The sequence below is a fragment of the Streptomyces sp. HUAS TT7 genome, from assembly GCF_051550175.1.
Classification (GTDB): domain Bacteria; phylum Actinomycetota; class Actinomycetes; order Streptomycetales; family Streptomycetaceae; genus Streptomyces.
In genome coordinates, this window is sequence record NZ_CP196175.1 from 4,140,602 (window position 1) to 4,159,167 (window position 18,566).

Consider the following 18,566-nt stretch of genomic DNA (forward strand, 5'->3'; position numbering starts at 1 on the left):
ATCCCTCACCGGATGCGGGCTCCGGTGTTTCCCGGTGCGGCACCCGCAGCGACCCGAGAAGGCCCGGCTCCCCCAGGATCCGGGCCTTCTCGCCGTCTTGACGGGGTCACCTGCCGCCGGTACCCCTGCAAGGGAGGGGCACGGGGGCTCCCCGAGGAGGTGGTGCATGGCCGCGCCGTCGAGGCACGAGACACGGGCGCTGCTGCGTGCCCATCTGTCGGCCGCTCTGGGCTACCGCCACCTCACGCGTCACTGCGCGGTCTGCCATCGGCTCCTGAGGCTCGCCATGGAGGTCGCCGAGCCCTCGCGCCCCGAGGACGAAAGTCCCCTCAACCGGTGACCTATGGCGGGCCGGCGGCCGCCCCCGGGGTGGGAGGCTCTGACTGGAGGGCTCTTGACGGTGTGACGGGAGTCACGGAATGAGTTTCCGGAACGACTGAACTTACGCACCCCATACAACGCCCCGATTTAATATGTGCAATTGCACCACCCTGGACGGTGGTGCCACGGAGCCGACGGAAGGCCCCCCTGCGGAGCGGTCGCGCGAGGCTCCGGGGAGCTGCCGGAAGTGCCGGACAAGGCCGGACATAAAAAGATCGCGCTGGACCCGGCGGAGTCCAGCGCGATCAATGACGCAGCCCGTTGGGGCGGGCTGGGCGTCATGTGGAGCTATAGGCGGGCCTGGTCGGGGTGGGGGCCCCGGGTGGCCCGGATTATTGGGGTGTTGTTCAGGCCTCGCTGCGCTGCTGCGGAATACCCGCCAGCAGTGCGCGGACCTCTGCCTCGCGGTACCGGCGATGCCCACCCAGCGTGCGGATGGACGTGAGCTTGCCGGCCTTGGCCCAGCGGGTCACCGTCTTCGGGTCCACGCGGAACATCGTGGCAACCTCAGCCGGGGTCAGCAGCGGCTCGGCATCAGGGGTGCGAGCGGTCATGAGCGGCCTCCTCGGGAGAACCGAACCTTCTCGGTTCTTTCCTCTAAATTCTGCACCTTGACCCGCGTTGCCCGAAATGGCGGACGCGAGCCGAGTCGGTTATAGGACGAACGGCTTGTCCTCGGCACTACAACTACACCATCCGTCCAGCCACGTCGGCCAAACCGATGGAATTGCCCTCCCAGGTGTTCATCAGCGACGGAAGCCGATGGACCATGCCATAGCGGACAGTCACGCCACAGTGACGATCAGTCACAGAGCGATCAGGAGTCGTCAGACCCCCCATAGCAAGCAATACCGAGCAATCCGCCCTTAGTTGGGCGGAAGGGATCCTCCCCGGACCCCTTGTCCTATTTTGGCACGAGGGTGGGGTCTGGGCGCAAGGGTGAGATAAGTGCGGTCCGTCACGCTTAGGGCAAAGGCCCGGATCAGGACCTACGTCCTGCGGCGAACCCGCGAAGACCCTCCGAAAGCCTCTCGAAGACCCCCGAAGGCCACACGAAGATCCCACGGATGGCCTCATGAAGACCCTCCACCGGCCCCCCGACGCCCCCTCAGAACCGGCCGGCAGACCTCAGTTGGCCATCCGGCGCTCCTTGACGGCCCGCCAGCGCTCCGTGAAGCGGCCGTACGCCTCCTCCGCGCCGGCGTCGTCGCCGGCCCGCAGCGCAGCGATCCCCTCGGCCACGTCGGCCGCCGAGCGGTCCGCCTCCAGGCTGTCCTGCGAGAGCGCGTGCACGAGGCCGCCGTAGTCCAGCTCGACCATCGAACGCGGATGGAATTCCTCCAGCCAGCGCCCGACGTCCACCAGGCCCTCGGTCAGCGGCCCCTCGTCGATGTGGTCCCGCAGCGTCCGCAGCGCCCTCGCGAGGCGACGGCGGGCCTGGACCATCGGAGTGCGGTAGCGCAGCACGGGCGCGGTCGCACCCTCACCCGGTGCATACTCGCGCTCTTCGTCCGAAAAGACTGTGAACCAGCTCACAGGGATGTGCCAAACGCTCGTCAGGATCCACGGGCGGGCATCCGGATTCCGCTCCCGCCAGTGCTCGTAGTCCGCCTCGGCCTGCCTGCGCACCACCGGAGGCAGCAGCGCGTCCAGGACCGGCTCGGGGAACTGGCCCGCGAGACCTTCCAGGGCCTGCCAGCCGCGCAGCCGGGTCCGCCAGGGGCACACGCACACCACCCCGTCGAGCTCGGCCACGAACGCGTCCCCGCTCTCGTGCACCGGCACCGGGACGGGCGGGGTGGGCACCAAGTCGGCCAGTGCGCGCCGGAGTTCGTCCTGGGCTCCCGGGGTGCGCCCGCGCTCGGCGTAGCGCTGCCAGTGGCCGCGCTCGGGTTCAGGGAAGGCGGCAAGGGGCTCGTACACCCGCAGGTAGGACGCATACGGAACGATCACCGAGGACACCACCGCCATGTCCCGCATCGTCCCACGGGCACGCGCCCCTGTGCTCCTGACGGGGGTGATCCTGAGCACTGCGCCTGATCTACGGACGCGTAGGACTTAACCTGCTCCCGAACCAGGCCCGCCCCACCCGCAGGCGGGCCGTCAACCGCCGCTTCGTACTTGGGAGTCACCACCGTGACCGATGTGACCGGAGCCGATGACGTACTGCACACCCTCTTCCGCTCCGACCAGGGCGGACACGAGCAGGTCGTGCTGTGCCAGGACCGAGCCACCGGGCTCAGGGCCGTCATCGCCATCCACTCCACCGCCCTGGGCCCGGCCCTGGGCGGTACGCGCTTCTACCCGTACGCGACCGAGGCGGAGGCCGTCGCCGACGCCCTCAACCTGTCGCGCGGAATGTCGTACAAGAACGCCATGGCCGGGCTGGACCACGGCGGCGGCAAGGCCGTGATCATCGGTGATCCCGAGACGATCAAGACCGAAGAACTCCTGCTCGCCTACGGCCGGTTCGTGGCCTCGCTCGGCGGGCGCTACGTGACGGCCTGCGACGTCGGCACCTACGTCGCCGACATGGACGTCGTGGCGCGCACCTGCCAGTGGACGACCGGCCGCTCCCCCGAGAACGGCGGCGCGGGCGACTCGTCCGTGCTGACCGCGTTCGGCGTGTTCCAGGGCATGCGGGCCTCGGCCCAGCACCTGTGGGGCGACCCGACGCTGCGCGGCCGCAAGGTCGGCATCGCGGGCGTCGGCAAGGTCGGCCGCCACCTCGTCGGGCACCTGCTCGCGGACGGCGCCGAGGTCGTGATCACGGACGTGCGCGAGGAGTCGGTACGCACCATCACCGACCTGCACCCCGAGGTCGCCGTCGCCGCCGACACCGAGGCGCTGATCCGCACCGAGGGGCTCGACATCTACGCCCCGTGCGCGCTGGGCGGCGCCCTGAACGACGAGAGCGTGCCTGCGCTCACCGCGAAGGTGGTGTGCGGCGCGGCCAACAACCAGCTCGCGCACCCGGGTGTGGAGAAGGACCTCGCGGACCGCGCGATCCTGTACGCACCCGACTACGTCGTGAACGCGGGTGGCGTGATCCAGGTGGCCGACGAGCTCCACGGCTTCGACTTCGACCGCTGCAAGGCGAAGGCCTCGAAGATCTTCGACACCACGCTGGCCATATTCGCTCGTGCGAAGGAAGACGGCATTCCGCCGGCCGCCGCGGCCGACCGGATCGCCGAACAGCGCATGGCGGAGGCACGTCAACACTGAGCCTCCCGGGCGCCCGCCGACCGGGCTGAGAGACATGACTCACGCCGGTCGGCGGGTCGGGCGCCAAGAAGAGGTTAAAATCGCGGTTGACCAGCGAGGACGGGGCTCTTTGTTGGTTCTGCCAAGTGGCGCGTCATGCGGGCGGCGTACCGTATGGCCGCGGAAGCAGGTACCGTTGAAGCCCTACGGACGCGGTCTCTCCACGGAGAGTCCGTTCCGGATCATGAACGCGTGTCAAGACTCTGGGGCCGTCGAGCCCCGTCACCGAGGGGGTCGAGCCATGGGGCGCGGCCGGGCAAAGGCCAAGCAGACGAAGGTCGCCCGCCAGCTGAAGTACAGCAGCGGCGGGACTGACCTGTCGCGTCTGGCCAACGAGCTGGGCGCATCTACTCCGAACCCGACAGTGAGCCAACCGCCGAACGCGGAGCCACTGGAGGACGACGAGGACGACCCGTACGCCCGCTATGCGGATCTGTACGGGAATGACGACGAGGACGAGGACGAAGAGTCCGGTCCGTCGTCGCAGCGCCGCGGCGCTTGACTTCGCTGATCCCGCTTTCGCAGCAACGCATCTCTTCGCTGCTCTGAGCACACCGACCCGGTCCGGGGCCTTCGCCCCAGACCGGGTTTCGTGCTGCCTGTAGCGGCTTACGCGCTGTAGTCACCGACGAGCTCGGCACCGTCGCGGTGCTCGCCCCGCTCGATGATCTCGCCGGCGACCCAGGCATCCACGCCCCGGTCCGCGAGGGTCTGGAGCGCGACGTCGACCGAGGCCTCGGGGACGATCGCCATCATGCCGACGCCCATGTTGAGCGTCTTCTCCAGTTCGAGCCGCTCGACGTTGCCCGCCGTGCCGACGAGGTCGAAGACCGCGCCCGGCGTCCAGGTCGAGCGGTCGACCGTGGCGTGCAGGTGGTCGGGGATGACCCGGGCCAGATTGTTGGCAAGACCGCCGCCGGTGATGTGGCTGAAACCGTGCACCTCGGCCGTGCGGGTCAGCGCCAGGCAGTCGAGGGAGTAGATCTTGGTGGGCTCCAGGAGCTCCTCGCCGAGCGTGCGGCCGAACTCCTCGACGTGCTGGTCCAAGGTCATCTTGGCCCGGTCGAACACCACGTGCCGGACGAGTGAGTACCCGTTCGAGTGAAGACCGGACGAGGCCATGGCGATGACCGCGTCGCCCTCGCGGATGCGGTCGGCGCCCAGGAGCTGGTCGTACTCGACGACACCGGTGCCGGCGCCCGCGACGTCGAAGTCGTCGGGGCCGAGCAGGCCCGGGTGCTCGGCGGTCTCGCCGCCGACCAGCGCGCAGCCCGCCAGGACACAGCCTTCGGCGATGCCCTTCACGATGGCCGCGACCCGCTCGGGGTGGACCTTGCCGACGCAGATGTAGTCGGTCATGAACAGCGGCTCGGCACCGCACACGACCAGGTCGTCGACGACCATGCCGACGAGGTCGTGGCCGATGGTGTCGTACACGCCCATCTTGCGGGCGAGGTCGACCTTCGTGCCGACGCCGTCGGTGGCGGAGGCGAGCAGCGGGCGCTCGTAGCGCTTGAGGGCCGAGGCGTCGAAGAGGCCGGCGAATCCGCCGAGGCCGCCCAGGACCTCGGGGCGCTTCGTCTTCTTCACCCACTCCTTCATCAACTCGACGGCGCGGTCGCCCGCCTCGATGTCGACGCCCGCGGCTGCGTAGCTGGCACCAGTGGTCTCAGATGGCATGGGCATGGCTCTGGAGAACTTTCGTGTCGTACTGCAGGGGTCTTACGGGCGGCGCAGGGCGTCGGCGGCCGCGGTCGCGGCGGGGCCGGAAGCCAGCTCGGACTCCAGGAGCTGCTTGCCGAGCAGCTCGGGGTCGGGGAGCTCCATCGGGTACACGCCGTCGAAGCAGGCGCGGCAGAGGTTGTCCTTGGGGATCGTCGTCGCTTCGATCATCGCGTCGGTCGAGATGTACGAGAGCGAGTCGGCGCCCAGGGACGTGCCGATCTCCTCGATGGTCATGCCGTTGGCGATCAGCTCCGCGCGGGTCGCGAAGTCGATGCCGAAGAAGCAGGGCCACTTCACCGGCGGGGACGAGATCCGGATGTGGACCTCGGCGGCGCCCGCCTCGCGGAGCATCTTCACGAGCGCGCGCTGGGTGTTGCCGCGGACGATCGAGTCGTCGACGACCACCAGGCGCTTACCCCGGATGACTTCCTTCAGCGGGTTCAGCTTGAGCCGGATACCGAGCTGGCGGATGGTCTGCGAGGGCTGGATGAACGTACGGCCGACATAGGCGTTCTTCACCAGGCCCGAGCCGTACGGGATGCCGCTGGCCTCGGCGTAGCCGATCGCGGCGGGGGTGCCGGACTCCGGAGTCGCTATCACCAGGTCGGCCTCGACCGGGGCTTCCTCGGCGAGTTTCCGGCCCATCTCCACTCGCGAGAGGTAGACGTTCCGGCCGGCGATGTCGGTGTCCGGGCGCGCCAGGTAGACGTACTCGAAGACACAGCCCTTGGGCTTCGCTTCTGCGAATCGGGAGGTGCGCAGGCCGTTCTCGTCGATGGCGACGAGCTCGCCCGGCTCGATCTCGCGGACGAAGCTGGCGCCGCAGATGTCGAGCGCGGCACTCTCCGATGCGACGACCCAGCCGCGCTCCAGGCGGCCGAGCACCAGCGGGCGGATGCCCTGCGGGTCACGGGCGCAGTACAGCGTCTGCTCGTCCATGAAGACCAGCGAGAAGGCGCCCTTGACCTGCGGAAGGACCTTGGCGGCCGCTTCCTCGACGGTCAGCGGCTTGCCGTCGTCGTCCGTCTGGCCCGCGAGCAGCGCGGTGACCAGGTCGGTGTCGTTGGTGGCGGCGAGCTGGGTGGCCCGGCCGTTCTCCTTGGGCAGCTCGGCGACCATCTCGGCGAGCTGCGCGGTGTTCACCAGGTTGCCGTTGTGGCCGAGCGCGATCGAGCCGTGGGCGGTCGCCCTGAAGGTCGGCTGAGCGTTCTCCCACACGGAGGCACCCGTGGTCGAGTAGCGGGCGTGACCGACCGCGATATGACCTTGGAGGGAACCGAGCGAGGTCTCGTCGAAGACCTGGGAGACAAGTCCCATGTCCTTGAAGACGAGGATCTGGGAGCCGTTGCTGACCGCGATGCCCGCGGATTCCTGGCCCCGATGTTGGAGGGCGTAGAGCCCGAAGTAAGTGAGCTTCGCGACCTCTTCACCCGGAGCCCAGACACCGAAGACGCCGCAAGCGTCCTGGGGGCCCTTCTCACCGGGGAGCAGGTCGTGGTTGAGTCGTCCGTCACCACGTGGCACGCCACCGAGTGTAGGCGAGATCGACCACTGGTCCGAATTGGGGATACGGACAGGCGGACACCCTGCCCCCTTTTGTAGCTTTCGCGCCTCGCCCCCTCGCGGAGGTCCCCTTTTGCTCTCCGGCCACGTCCCCGCAGGTGGGCCGGGGTACGCGCCGGCCGCTCCCGGTGTTTGCGGCTGCGCCGTGAGGCCGTGCCGAGTGTGACGGAGTTCGCTCCCGGCGCGGGGCCGGGCCGGGGGCCCGGTGTGGGGGTGTGTGCGCTGCGTGAGGGCTGCGTGAGCCCGCTATCCCTGATTGCGCAGTTCCCCGCGCCCCCTAAACCCGCTTTCGACTGCGGACCGTGCATGGCTGGTCGCTCCCCCAAGTTCTCGGCTTCTCCCCCAAGGCCTAAAGGGCCAGGGGGGAGATTGAGGACGAGCGCCCTTCAGGCGCGAACGGGGTCTGGGGCGAAGCCCCAGGACCGGGCGACGGGCCGTAGCCGGGCGGCATCCGCCGAACGGCTACGACATCACCGGCAGCACCGCCGACAGGTCCGCCCGCTCGCCGCTCGCCGCGACCTTCGCCGAGTCCCGCGCCTCGGCCCACCCCGTACGCCCCGTCGCGAGCCGGATCCATGTGAGCGGGTCGGTCTCGACGACGTTCGGCGGGGTGCCCCGGGTGTGCTTGGGGCCGGCCACGCACTGGACCACCGCGTACGGCGGGATCCGCACCTCGACCGAGCCGCCCGGCGCCTTCACGGCGAGCGCGTCGACGAGCAGCCGGGTGCACGCGGCGAGCGCCTGCCGGTCGTAGGGGACGCCGAGTTCGGGCAGCGCGTCGTTCAAGTCGTCGGTGTGGACGACGAGTTCGACGGTCCGGGTCACCAGGACGTCGGCGAAGGTCATCGCGCCGAACCGGGTCGGCATGAGCCGGGTGTCCGCGGTGGCCGCGAAGAGCTCCTCGGTGCGGGCCGCCCGCCGCTCGAAGAGCGCGTCGAGGTCGGCGGTCGACGTCGCCAACTCCCGTGTCTGGTCGGCCACTTGGTCGCCCACCGCAGCCGTGGCGAACGGCCAGTCGAGCAGCGTGAGTTCCTGCTTGATCGGCTCCCCCTCGGCCAGGTAGCGGTCCAGCATGCCGAGCGCCATCGCGTGGTGCACGGCGAGCTCGCGCACCGTCCAGTCGCCGAGCCGGGTGGGCCGGGCGAGCTGCTCGGGCGTGAGAGTGGCGACGGCCTGGCGTACGTGGCCGAACTGGGCGAGGACGGCGGCCCGGATCTTCGCCGGGTCGTACTTGCGGGCGCGCTTCTTGGCCGGGGGCATGAAACCGAGCCTACGCCGGGCCGGGATAGCTCCCCAGACCATTTTCGACCTGCGCGAACGCCCGCTCGGCGCGCTCCGCGGCATCGGTGGCGACCCATCGCGCGGACTCCCCGCCGAGGATGCGGCGGTGGTGCTCGTTGATCAGCGCGTTGCGGGCGCCGGTCAGCTGGGCGGCCGCGACCGCGGCGAGCATCGGGTCGCCCCCCTCCCCGACGAGCAGCTCGGCCAGCTCCCGCTCCGCCTCGCGGAAGGCGAGGGAGGCGCGTTGGAGCAACACCGGTGTGTTCTGGATGAGTTGGCGGGCCTGGAGGGAGCGCGGGTCGTCGTTGAGGCCGACCGACGGGTCGCGCAGCTCGATCATCTCCAGGAACTGCCGGCGCACCGCGGCCACCGCCGACTCGCCGGACTCGCGCTCGCGCACGGCCCGTACGACATCGCCGACATGGTTCATCATCGGCGCGGTGACCAGGTCTTCCTTCGTGCCGAAGTAGTTGAAGACGGTCATCTTCGAGACATCGGCCGCGGCGGCGATCTCCGCCACCGAGACATGGTCGAAGCCGCGCTCGGTGAACAGGTCGAGCGCGGTGCGCCAGATCCGCATCGCGGTCTCCCGCTTCTTGCGCTCGCGCAGCCCCTCACCAGCAGTCATGCACATCACTGTACCAGGATGAAATTTAATCCAGGATGAAAGATTGACTCGGTACATTTTCTGGTCCATGGTGGTGCCCATGACCAAGACCATGACGAGCACCAGGACCATGAAGAGCGCCGACGCCCAGGCCACGAACGCCACTCGGCCTCTCATGACCAAGACCCAGACCCTCATCGCGATGGCCGTCTGCATCGCCACGATCCTGCTGGCCGTGCTCGACATGAACATCGTGTCGGCGGCCACCGTGCCGATAGCCCGCGATCTCGACCCGGCGCACGGAGTCGACAAGATCCCCTGGCTGATCAGCGCCTTCGCGCTCGCCTCGGCCGCGGCGCTGCCCCTGTACGGAAAGCTCTGCGACAGCCTCGGCGCGAAGAAGATGTTCGTCGGCGCCGTCGCCACCTTCCTGCTCGGCTCGGCACTGTGCGGCGCCGCCCAGTCGATGGCGGAACTGATCGCGGCGCGCGCCCTCCAGGGCCTGGGCGGCGGCGGGCTCATGAGCGTCACCATGGTCGTACTCGCCCAGCTCGGGACCGCGGACGGCAAGGGCGGCAAGGGCGGCAACAGGGGGAGCGGTGTCGGCGGGATCGTCGCGGGCACCGGCATGGCGATCGGCCCCTGGATCGGCGGCACCCTCGCGGACCACGCCAACTGGCGCTGGATCTTCTACATCAACCTGCCGCTCGGCATCGCCGCGCTGATCGGCGCCGTCCTCGTACTGAAGCTGCCGGTCTCCCCGGTCCGCCACCGCATCGACTACCTCGGCGCGACGCTGGCCGCCGCGTTCACCAGCAGCCTGCTCCTGGCGACCAGCTGGGGCGGCAAGCAGTACGCCTGGGGCTCGCCCGAGATCATCGGCCTGCTCGTGGCCTGCGTCCTGACCCTCGCGCTGTTCCTGCACCGCCAGACGACCGCCGCCGAGCCGGTGCTGCCGCTTTCGATGTTCAAGGTGCCCCAGCTGCGGTACGGCTTCGCCATCCAGGGGCTGCTCGGCGCCGCGATGATGGGCGCGCTGGTCTACGTGATGATCTACCTCCAGGCGGTGCGCGGCCTCGCCCCCGCGGCCTCCGGCCTCTACCTCATCCCCATGGCGCTCGGCATGACCGCCGTCGGCCTCTCGGCGGGCAGGCTCACCGACCGCGGCTGGCGCATGAAGACCTTCGTGCTGACCGGCACCGTCGCCTCCGCCCTCGCCCTCGCCGTGCTCGCCACCCTCGACACCGCTACCTCGCTGTGGCAGGTCCGGGGCGCGCTCCTCCTCATGGGCTGCGGATTCGGCCTGCTCATAGGCCAGCTCATCCCCTACGTCCAGAACGCCGCCCCCGCCCACCAGCTGGGCATCGCGACCACCAGCATCCGGTTCTTCCAGACGCTGGGGAACGCGCTCGGCGCCGCCGTCTTCGGCACGCTGCTCAGCCGGGTGTACGAGGCGAAGGTGCCGGGCGGCTCGACCAGCACCATCGCCCACCTGACCGGCGCCGCCCGCGACACCGCGGTGCACGGCTTCGTCTCCGCCATGGACGTGGTCTTCCTGGTGGCGGCCGGCGTCATGGCGGTCGCCGCGGTCCTGGCCGCCCGCCTCCCCGCCGAGACCCGGCCCGTCCCCGCCACCCCGGCAGAGACCAGGCAGCTCGTCGACGCCTGAACGCACTTCGGCCCCGTACCTCATCAACTGAGGTACGGGGCCGAGGAGTTGGCGCGTACTAGGCCAGCAGGGCGGGGATGGTCGCCTCGTGGGCCGTGCGCAGTTCGGTCAGTTCGAGGGTGAACTCGCCCTGGACGTCGATGGATTCGCCGTCCACGACACCGACCCGGGTCGCCGGAAGGCCGCGCGCCCCGCACATGTCGGTGAAGCGCAGCTCCTCGGAGCGGGGCACGGACACGATGGCGCGGCCGGCCGACTCGGAGAACAGGAAGGTGAAGGCGTCGAGGCCGTCGGGCACGACGAGCCGCGCTCCCTTCCCGCCCTTCAGGCAGGACTCGGCCACGGCCTGGATCAGACCGCCGTCCGACAGATCGTGCGCGGCGTCGATCATGCCGTCGCGCGAGCCCGAGATCAGGATCTCGCCGAGCAGCTTCTCGCGGTCCAGGTCGACCCGGGGCGGCAGCCCGCCCAGGTGGTCGTGGACGACCTGGGACCAGGCCGAGCCGCCGAACTCCTCGCGCGTGTCACCGAGGAGGTAGAGCAGCTGCCCTTCCTCGGCGAACGCGATCGGGGTGCGCCGGTTCACGTCGTCGATCACGCCGAGCACCGCGACCACGGGGGTCGGGTGGATCGCCGTCTCGCCGGTCTGGTTGTAGAGCGAGACGTTGCCGCCGGTCACCGGGGTGCCGAGCTGGAGGCAGCCGTCCGCGAGACCACGGGTGGCCTCGGCGAACTGCCACATCACGTCCGGGTCCTCGGGGGAGCCGAAGTTGAGGCAGTCCGAGATGGCGAGCGGCTTCGCGCCGGAGGCCGCCACGTTGCGGTAGGCCTCGGCGAGCGCGAGCTGGGCGCCGGTGTACGGGTCGAGCTTGGCGTACCGGCCGTTGCCGTCGGTCGCCATGGCCACGCCCAGGTTCGACTCCTCGTCGATCCGGACCATGCCCGCGTCCTCGGGCATCGCGAGCACCGTGTTGCCCTGTACGAAGCGGTCGTACTGGTCGGTGATCCACGCCTTGGAGGCCTGGTTCGGGGAGGCGACCAGCTTGAGGACCTGGTCCTTCAGCTCCGCGCCGGTCTGCGGACGCGGCAGCTTGCCCGCGTCGTCGGCCTGGAGCGCGTCCTGCCAGGAGGGGCGCGCGAACGGCCGGTGGTAGACCGGGCCCTCGTGGGCGACGGTGCGCGGCGGTACGTCCACGATTCTCTCGCCGTGCCAGAAGATCTCCAGCTGGGAGCCCTCGGTCACCTCACCGATGACGGTGGCGATGACGTCCCACTTCTCGCAGATCTCCATGAAGCGGTCGACGTGCTGCGGCTCGACGACCGCGCACATGCGTTCCTGCGACTCGCTCATGAGGATTTCCTCGGGCGAGAGGGAGGAGTCACGCAGGTGCACGGTGTCCAGCTCGACGCGCATACCGCCCGAACCGGCGCTCGCCAGCTCGGAGGTCGCGCAGGAGAGGCCCGCGCCACCCAGGTCCTGGATGCCCGCGACGAGCTTCTCCTTGAAGATCTCAAGGGTGCACTCGATGAGGAGCTTCTCCTGGAACGGGTCGCCGACCTGGACGGCCGGGCGCTTGGCCGGGCCGGTCGACTCGAACGTCTCGCTCGCCAGGACCGAGACGCCGCCGATGCCGTCGCCGCCCGTGCGGGCGCCGTACAGGATGACCTTGTTGCCCGGGCCCGACGCCTTCGCGAGGTGGATGTCCTCGTGCTTCATCACGCCGATGCAGCCGGCGTTGACCAGCGGGTTGCCCTGGTAGCACGCGTCGAAGACGACCTCGCCGCCGATGTTCGGCAGGCCCAGGCAGTTGCCGTAGCCGCCGATGCCCGCGACGACGCCGGGCAGTACGCGCTTGGTGTCGGGGTGGTCGGCCGCGCCGAAGCGCAGCGGGTCCACGACCGCGACCGGGCGGGCGCCCATGGCGAGGATGTCGCGGACGATGCCGCCGACGCCGGTGGCCGCGCCCTGGTAGGGCTCGATGTAGCTGGGGTGGTTGTGCGACTCGACCTTGAAGGTGACCGCGTACCCCTGGCCGACGTCGACGACGCCCGCGTTCTCGCCGATCCCGACGAGCATGGCGTCGTTCTCGGGGACCTTCTCGCCGAACTGCTTCAGATGGACCTTGCTGCTCTTGTACGAGCAGTGCTCGGACCACATGACCGAGTACATCGCGAGCTCGGCGCCGGTCGGGCGGCGGCCGAGGATCTCCCGGATGCGCGCGTACTCGTCCTCCTTGAGGCCGAGCTCCTTCCAGGGCTGCTCGACGTCGGGCGTCTCGGCGGCGTGCTTGACAGTGTCGAGGCTGTGTTTGATGGTGCCCTCGCTTCGCTCGGTCATCATGAGGCGTTGACCAGCTTCTTCAGGATCGAGGTGAAGAATCCGAGGCCGTCGGTACGGCCCGTACCGATCAGCGGCTCCACGGCGTGCTCGGGGTGCGGCATCAGGCCGACGACATTGCCGGCGGCGTTGGTGATGCCCGCGATGTCGCGGAGCGAGCCGTTGGGGTTCATGTCCAGGTAGCGGAACGCGACCCGGCCCTCGGCCTCCAGCTCGTCCAGCGTGCGCTCGTCGGCGACGTACCGGCCGTCCATGTTCTTGAGCGGAACCTGGATCTCCTGGCCGGCCTCGTAGTCGGCGGTCCAGGCGGTCTCCGCGTTCTCCACCCGCAGCTTCTGCTCGCGGCAGATGAAGTGCAGGTGGTTGTTGCGGAGCATCGCGCCCGGCAGCAGGTGCGACTCGGTGAGGATCTGGAACCCGTTGCAGATGCCGAGGACCGGAAGACCGGCCTTCGCCTGCTCGATGATCGTCTCCATCACCGGCGAGAACCGGGAGATGGCCCCGGCCCGCAGGTAGTCGCCGTAACTGAACCCGCCGGCGAGGACGACCGCGTCGACCTGCTTGAGGTCCTTGTCGCGGTGCCAGAGCGAAACCGGCTCGGCGCCCGCGATGCGCACGGCCCGCAGACTGTCCCGGTCGTCGAGCGTGCCGGGGAAGGTGACAACGCCGATGCGTGCAGTCACTTGGACTGCTCCTCGACCTTGACGGTGAAGTCTTCGATGACGGTGTTGGCGAGGAAGGTCTCGGCCATCTCGTGGATGCGGGCGAGGGCGGCCTCGTCGACCGGTCCCTCGACCTCCAGCTCGAAACGCTTTCCCTGACGTACGTCGCCGATCCCCTCGAAGCCGAGACGGGGCAGTGCGCGCTGCACCGCCTGTCCCTGCGGGTCGAGGATTTCCGGCTTGAGCATGACGTCGACTACGACGCGTGCCACTGGCACTCCCGGTGTGGTGTGGTGCGAAGGCGGTTCCCTCAGAGTACCCGCCCAAAAAATCTACGCGGGTAGATATAGCTGACCTCCGATCACGTTCCGGTTTCGGCCGCGACAACACGTGGGAAAAATCCCGAGAAAAAGTCGCCGAAGTCATTGCGTCGGGACACGCTGATGCAATTGGCTGGGCTTCACATTGCAATGGGTGCCGCTGTACAAAGGAATCCCAGCGAAAGCAACATTGCTCCATAACAGCCGGAAGGCCGGTATCGCCGCACGTCAGGCACGTGGGAGTGGCGAGACCGTAGGAAGGAACCGATATCCGTGGCTCAGCGCGTAGTGGTCACACTCTCCGATGACATCGACGGCGGAGAAGCGGCGGAAACGGTCACGTTCGGCCTGGACGGAAAGGTCTACGAGATCGACCTCAATCCCGCCAATGCAAAGAAACTGCGCAAGGCGCTCGCGCCTTACGTGACGGCGGGCCGGAAGCACTCGAAGTCCGGGAAGACGTATCGGCACACCGCCGTCGCGCCCGACCCGGCGGCCGTCCGCGCCTGGGCGCGCTCCAACAAGATGGACGTGCCGGCCCGCGGCCGGATCCCGAAGAAGGTCTACGAGGCGTTCGCCGAGGCGAGCTGACCTCCCGCCCGGGTCCCGCCCGGGGCAGGCCTGCACCCGCCCCGGACACCGGAGTTGCAAACCCCCCCTGCTGATCAGCTAGAGTCTGGAGCACGCCGAGGGGCAAGGCCGAAAGGCCCGGTCCACCGGAGCGTGCGGGTGTAGTTCAGTAGCAGAACATCCCCCTTCCAGGGGGAAGGCGCAGTGTGCAATTCCTGTCACCCGCTCTGCATTGCGTACCGATCCCCCTTGTGGATCAGGTAGAGTAGTGCTCGCACCACGCAGTGAAAGCTGTGTGGCGGCATGCGGACGTGGCTCAGTTGGTAGAGCATCACCTTGCCAAGGTGAGGGTCGCGAGTTCGAATCTCGTCGTCCGCTCAGGAAGCACTAAGGCCCCAGTTCATCGAACTGGGGCCTTAGTCATGTCCCGGTCCACTCCTGACATTTGTCATGCCTGGTGATGACACCGCGCACTGCCTGTGCCCCGTTTCCCGCGGAACGCTGAAGTCATGGCAGGCACAGCGAATGTGATCGAGGTCGAGGAGCTGCGGCGGACCTACGCCGGGGGCTTCGAGGCCGTTTCCGGAATCTCCTTCTCGGTGGCGCGGGGCGAACTCTTCGCGCTGCTCGGCACCAACGGCGCGGGCAAGACCTCCACCGTCGAACTCCTCGAAGGTCTCGCCCCGCCCAGCGGCGGCAGCGTCCGGGTGCTCGGGCACGACCCGTACACCGAACGGGCCGAAGTGCGGCCCCGTACCGGAGTGATGCTCCAGGAAGGCGGGTTCCCCGCCGAGCTCACCGTCGCCGAGACCGTACGGATGTGGGCGGGGTGCACCAGCGGGCGACTGGAAGGTACGCGGCGGAGCCGCTCCGTGAGGGGCGGTGGTCGGGTGACGGGCGGGCCCGTGGACGAGGCGATGGAGCTCGTCGGCCTGGGGCGGCGCTCCGACGTACGGGTCAAGCAGCTCTCGGGAGGCGAGAAGCGGCGGCTCGACCTGGCGCTCGCGCTGCTCTCGCGGCCCGAGGTGCTCTTCCTCGACGAGCCGACGACGGGCCTGGACGCCGAAGGGCGGCGCGACACCTGGGAGTTGGTGCGGGCGCTGCGCGACGGCGGCACCACCGTGCTCCTGACCACCCACTACCTGGAGGAGGCGGAGGCGCTCGCCGAGCGGCTCGCGATCCTCCACGAAGGGCGGATCGCGGCGAGTGGCCGGGTCGACGAAGTCGTCGCCGCCCAGCCCTCGCACATCGCCTTCGAGCTGCCCGACGGCTACCACCTCGGCGATCTGCCGCCGCTCGACCGGCTCGGCATCAGCAGCCACGAGACGAGCGGCCGCACCGTACGGCTGAAGACCAACGCGCTCCAACACGCCGCCACCGGGCTGCTGTTGTGGGCCAGGGACAGCGGGGTCGAGCTGCGGGGGCTCGACGTGCGCTCGGCCTCGCTCGAAGAGGCGTTCTTGAAGATCGCGCAGGACCAGCGCAAGGAAGAGGAGACCGTTCGATGACGACCACGCTGGACGCGGTACGGACCCCGGTGCGGACGACGGAGCGGACCCCCAACACCGCGGCGGACCGCATGAAGGCGCTGGGGCGCGCCGAACTCACCCTGCTCGGCCGCAACAAGTCCGCGATGTTCACCGTCCTCGCGCTGCCGACCGTGCTCACCGTCTCGATGCACTCGGCCGTCAGCAACCTGGACCTGAAGCAGACCGGGCTCACCGTCGGCACGGTGCTGCTGCCCGGCTCGCTCGGCTACGTCCTGCTGTTCGCGGTGTACTCGACCCTGACCGGCGTCTACGTCGTACGCCGTGAGGAACTCGTCCTGAAGCGGCTGCGCACAGGGGAGTTGCGGGACCTGGAGATCCTGGCGGGGGCGGCGCTGCCCGCGGTGCTCATCGGGCTCGCGCAGTCCGTGCTGCTCGCGGTGGGCGGCTCGGCCGTGATGGGCGTGGCGGTGCCGGGGACGATATGGCTCGCGGTCGTCGGGCTGCTGCTCGGCATGGTCGTGATGGGCGCGCTCGCCGCGGCGACCGCCGCCGTCACCAAGTCCGCGGAGGGCGCCCAGATCGCGGTCATGCCGATGATGATGCTGTCGATCGCCGGCTCGGGCATGGTCGTACCGCTGGACGTGCTGCCCGACAAGCTGGCCTCGTTCTGCGAACTGCTGCCGCTGAGCCCGGTGGTGGGCATGATCCGGGACGGCTGGACCGGCGCGGGCGCGGGCGAGGTGCTGCGGGAACTGCTCGTCATGGTTGTCTGGACGTTCATCGCGGTGCTGGTCGTGCGCAAGCGCTTCCGCTGGGAGCCGCGGCGCTGAGACGGGTCTGGAACAGGGGGACGGCAGGGTGTTCGGCCGGATACGAGCGTGGCATCGACGGCACTGGCACGACCGCAGCAGGGTCGAGAAGGTCGAGGTGCAGAGCCGGCTGATGTGGCGGTGCTCGATCTGGTTCCTCTTCCTCAGCTGGGACGTGCCGTTCATCCTTGAGGGGCTGCGGCACGAACCGCTGCCGCTGCCGCTGGCCCTCGGCGCGGCGACGGTCGTGACGGGCGCGGTGCAGGCCTTCCAGGGCAACAAGGTTCACCGGGCGGCCGTCGACCACTACCTGGGCCACGCCGAGGCGCCACGGCGCGGGCTGATCACGTCCGGGGCGCTCTGCGCGCTCTCGCTCGCCCTGCTCGCGGGGCTCCGGGTGGCGCACGGCATCGCGGATCCGACGCTCCTGCTGGTCGTGCTGTACATCATGTTGCCGTTCGGAATGACGTACTGCCTGCTCCTCCCGCCCCGCACGTTCCTGTGGCGGTTCGCGCTGCTCGGCATCCCGGTCGTGGCGGTGTTCGGGCCGGCCGGAGTGCCGGGCGCCCAGCTGATCGGCATGGCGATCGGGGTGGCCCTGTCCGGCACGTACGCCCTGTTGGTCTCGCGCTGCGGGGCCTGGACGCTGTCGGTGATGTGGGAGTCGGACCGGGCCCGCGAGACCGAGGCCCGGCTCGCCGTCGCGGAGGAGCGGCTGCGCTTCGGGCGGGACATGCACGACGTGCTCGGCCGCAACCTCGCCGTCATCGCGCTGAAGGCCGAGCTCGCCGTCCAGCTCGCCCAGCGCGGCCGGCCCGAGGCGGTGGCACAGATGGTGGAGGTGCAGCGCATCGCCCAGGAATCGCAGAAAGAGGTACGGGAAGTGGTGCGCGGCTATCGCGAGGCGGACCTCGGCGTGGAGATCGAGGGCGCCCGAGGGGTCCTTGAGGCGGCCGGGATCGGCTGCGAGTACAGCGGGCCTTCCGAGGGGCTGACCGTCGAGGTGCAGTCGGCGCTCGGCTGGGTGGTGCGCGAGGCCACCACCAACGTGCTGCGGCACGGGGATGCCCGCAGCGTGGCGATCAGGCTCGCCGTCGGCGGGCGCACCGCGACGCTGGTCGTCGAGAACGACGGCCTGCCGGAGCGACCCAACACCACCCCGGGCTCCGGCCTCGCGGGCCTGCGCGAACGGCTTTCCGCGCTCGGCGGCACCCTGGAGGCGGGCCCGGCGGGCGAGGGTCTTTTCCGGCTGACCGCGGAGGTGCCCAGATGAGCCGCGTACGCGTGCTGCTCGCGGACGACGAGCATCTGATCCGGGGCGCGCTCGCCGCCCTGCTCGGCCTTGAGGACGATCTGGAGGTGGTCGCGGAGGCCGCGTCCGGGCCCGAGGCGCTCGCGATGGCGCGGGCCCACCGGCCCGATGTGGCGGTGCTCGACCTGGAGATGCCGGGGGCGGACGGTGTGACAGTGGCCACAAAGCTGCGGGCCGAACTGCCGTCCTGCCGGACCATGATCGTGACCAGTCACGGGCGGCCGGGTCACCTCAAGCGGGCACTCTCGGCGGGGGTGCGGGGCTTCGTGCCGAAGACCGTGAGCGCCCAGCGGCTCGCCGAGATCATCCGGTCCGTACATGCCGGAAACCGTTATGTGGACCCGGAGTTGGCGGCCGACGCGATCTCCGCCGGGGACTCCCCGCTGACCGTGCGCGAGGCCGAGGTGCTCGGGTTCGCGGCCGACGGGGCGCCCGTCGCGGAGATCGCCGAGCGGGCCGCGCTGTCGCAGGGAACGGTGCGGAACTACCTCTCCTCGGCCGCCGCCAAGCTGGGCGCGGAGAACCGCCATACGGCGGTGCGTCTCGCCCGGGAGCGCGGTTGGGTATAGTGGTCT

18 protein-coding genes and 2 tRNA genes are annotated in these 18,566 nt (G+C 69.7%); 11 read left to right on the forward strand and 9 right to left on the reverse strand.

All coding sequences use genetic code 11. The annotated features are described in order from the left end of the window. The first annotated feature begins 166 nt into the window (after positions 1–166). Complete coding sequence (locus ACSHXC_RS18645; RefSeq protein ID WP_438292649.1) at positions 167–340, forward strand: DUF6274 family protein; 174 nt, start codon at positions 167–169, stop codon at positions 338–340. A 388-nt stretch (positions 341–728) separates the two neighbouring features. Here ACSHXC_RS18645 and bldC read toward each other — a convergent pair whose 3' ends face one another. Together bldC and ACSHXC_RS18655 are read right to left on the reverse strand one after the other, a co-directional pair. Then, a complete protein-coding gene (bldC, locus tag ACSHXC_RS18650; RefSeq protein WP_003949541.1) occupies positions 729–935 on the reverse strand; it encodes a developmental transcriptional regulator BldC in 207 nt (68 codons plus the stop codon). Between the two features lie 574 nt (positions 936–1,509). Continuing rightward, positions 1,510–2,352 carry a hypothetical protein gene (locus tag ACSHXC_RS18655; RefSeq protein ID WP_438292650.1) on the reverse strand — a complete coding sequence of 281 codons (843 nt, stop codon included), beginning with the start codon at positions 2,350–2,352 and terminating at the stop codon, positions 1,510–1,512. Between the two features lie 165 nt (positions 2,353–2,517). Between ACSHXC_RS18655 and ACSHXC_RS18660 the strand changes: the two genes are divergently transcribed. Together ACSHXC_RS18660 and ACSHXC_RS18665 are read left to right on the forward strand one after the other, a co-directional pair. Beyond that, entirely contained in the window at positions 2,518–3,606 is a 1,089-nt protein-coding gene (locus ACSHXC_RS18660) for a Leu/Phe/Val dehydrogenase (RefSeq protein WP_438292651.1), read from the forward strand. 280 nt (positions 3,607–3,886) lie between these two features. Then, a complete protein-coding gene (locus ACSHXC_RS18665; RefSeq protein WP_114041155.1) occupies positions 3,887–4,147 on the forward strand; it encodes a DUF3073 domain-containing protein in 261 nt (86 codons plus the stop codon). A gap of 107 nt (positions 4,148–4,254) precedes the next feature. Here ACSHXC_RS18665 and purM read toward each other — a convergent pair whose 3' ends face one another. The 4 genes from purM to ACSHXC_RS18685 all read right to left on the reverse strand — a co-directional run bounded on the left by purM (position 4,255) and on the right by ACSHXC_RS18685 (position 8,842). Next, positions 4,255–5,325, reverse strand: a complete 1,071-nt coding sequence (purM, locus tag ACSHXC_RS18670; protein WP_438292652.1) for a phosphoribosylformylglycinamidine cyclo-ligase — start codon at positions 5,323–5,325, stop codon at positions 4,255–4,257. A 42-nt stretch (positions 5,326–5,367) separates the two neighbouring features. Continuing rightward, entirely contained in the window at positions 5,368–6,894 is a 1,527-nt protein-coding gene (purF, locus tag ACSHXC_RS18675) for an amidophosphoribosyltransferase (protein ID WP_438292653.1), read from the reverse strand. A 501-nt stretch (positions 6,895–7,395) separates the two neighbouring features. Beyond that, positions 7,396–8,193, reverse strand: coding sequence for a sterol carrier family protein (locus tag ACSHXC_RS18680; protein WP_438292654.1), 798 nt, complete (start codon positions 8,191–8,193; stop codon positions 7,396–7,398). Between the two features lie 10 nt (positions 8,194–8,203). After that, on the reverse strand, positions 8,204–8,842 hold the full coding sequence (locus tag ACSHXC_RS18685; protein WP_438292655.1) for a TetR/AcrR family transcriptional regulator: 639 nt from the start codon (positions 8,840–8,842) through the stop codon (positions 8,204–8,206). A gap of 154 nt (positions 8,843–8,996) precedes the next feature. Between ACSHXC_RS18685 and ACSHXC_RS18690 the strand changes: the two genes are divergently transcribed. Then, a complete protein-coding gene (locus tag ACSHXC_RS18690; RefSeq protein WP_438296680.1) occupies positions 8,997–10,490 on the forward strand; it encodes an MFS transporter in 1,494 nt (497 codons plus the stop codon). Between the two features lie 58 nt (positions 10,491–10,548). On the opposite strand, the gene purL is transcribed toward ACSHXC_RS18690, so the two are convergent. The 3 genes from purL to purS are packed head-to-tail and all read right to left on the reverse strand — an operon-like array spanning position 10,549 to position 13,768. Further along, positions 10,549–12,828, reverse strand: a complete 2,280-nt coding sequence (gene purL / locus ACSHXC_RS18695) for a phosphoribosylformylglycinamidine synthase subunit PurL (protein ID WP_438296681.1) — start codon at positions 12,826–12,828, stop codon at positions 10,549–10,551. Continuing rightward, the gene (gene purQ, locus ACSHXC_RS18700; protein WP_189965949.1) at positions 12,828–13,511 is read right to left on the reverse strand and encodes a phosphoribosylformylglycinamidine synthase subunit PurQ; all 684 of its coding nucleotides are present in this window, start codon (positions 13,509–13,511) and stop codon (positions 12,828–12,830) included. Before purQ ends, purL begins: the two co-directional genes overlap by 1 nt. Beyond that, positions 13,508–13,768, reverse strand: coding sequence for a phosphoribosylformylglycinamidine synthase subunit PurS (gene purS, locus ACSHXC_RS18705; RefSeq protein ID WP_078966365.1), 261 nt, complete (start codon positions 13,766–13,768; stop codon positions 13,508–13,510). The genes purQ and purS overlap by 4 nt, the downstream gene beginning before the upstream one ends. Before the next feature lie 315 nt (positions 13,769–14,083). Between purS and ACSHXC_RS18710 the strand changes: the two genes are divergently transcribed. The 7 genes from ACSHXC_RS18710 (at position 14,084) to ACSHXC_RS18740 (ending at position 18,560) form a co-directional block, all read left to right on the forward strand. Next, on the forward strand, positions 14,084–14,401 hold the full coding sequence (locus ACSHXC_RS18710) for a histone-like nucleoid-structuring protein Lsr2 (RefSeq protein ID WP_189965947.1): 318 nt from the start codon (positions 14,084–14,086) through the stop codon (positions 14,399–14,401). Between the two features lie 134 nt (positions 14,402–14,535). Next, positions 14,536–14,607: transfer RNA gene (locus ACSHXC_RS18715), tRNA-Gly, on the forward strand. A gap of 78 nt (positions 14,608–14,685) precedes the next feature. Then, positions 14,686–14,758, forward strand: a tRNA-Gly gene (locus ACSHXC_RS18720). A 131-nt stretch (positions 14,759–14,889) separates the two neighbouring features. Then, positions 14,890–15,888 carry an ABC transporter ATP-binding protein gene (locus ACSHXC_RS18725; protein ID WP_438292656.1) on the forward strand — a complete coding sequence of 333 codons (999 nt, stop codon included), beginning with the start codon at positions 14,890–14,892 and terminating at the stop codon, positions 15,886–15,888. After that, the gene (locus tag ACSHXC_RS18730; RefSeq protein WP_438292657.1) at positions 15,885–16,700 is read left to right on the forward strand and encodes an ABC transporter permease; all 816 of its coding nucleotides are present in this window, start codon (positions 15,885–15,887) and stop codon (positions 16,698–16,700) included. The genes ACSHXC_RS18725 and ACSHXC_RS18730 overlap by 4 nt, the downstream gene beginning before the upstream one ends. A gap of 97 nt (positions 16,701–16,797) precedes the next feature. Then, a complete protein-coding gene (locus ACSHXC_RS18735) occupies positions 16,798–17,952 on the forward strand; it encodes a sensor histidine kinase (RefSeq protein ID WP_438292658.1) in 1,155 nt (384 codons plus the stop codon). Continuing rightward, positions 17,949–18,560 carry a response regulator transcription factor gene (locus ACSHXC_RS18740; RefSeq protein WP_189965939.1) on the forward strand — a complete coding sequence of 204 codons (612 nt, stop codon included), beginning with the start codon at positions 17,949–17,951 and terminating at the stop codon, positions 18,558–18,560. Before ACSHXC_RS18735 ends, ACSHXC_RS18740 begins: the two co-directional genes overlap by 4 nt. The last annotated feature ends 6 nt before the right edge of the window (positions 18,561–18,566 follow it).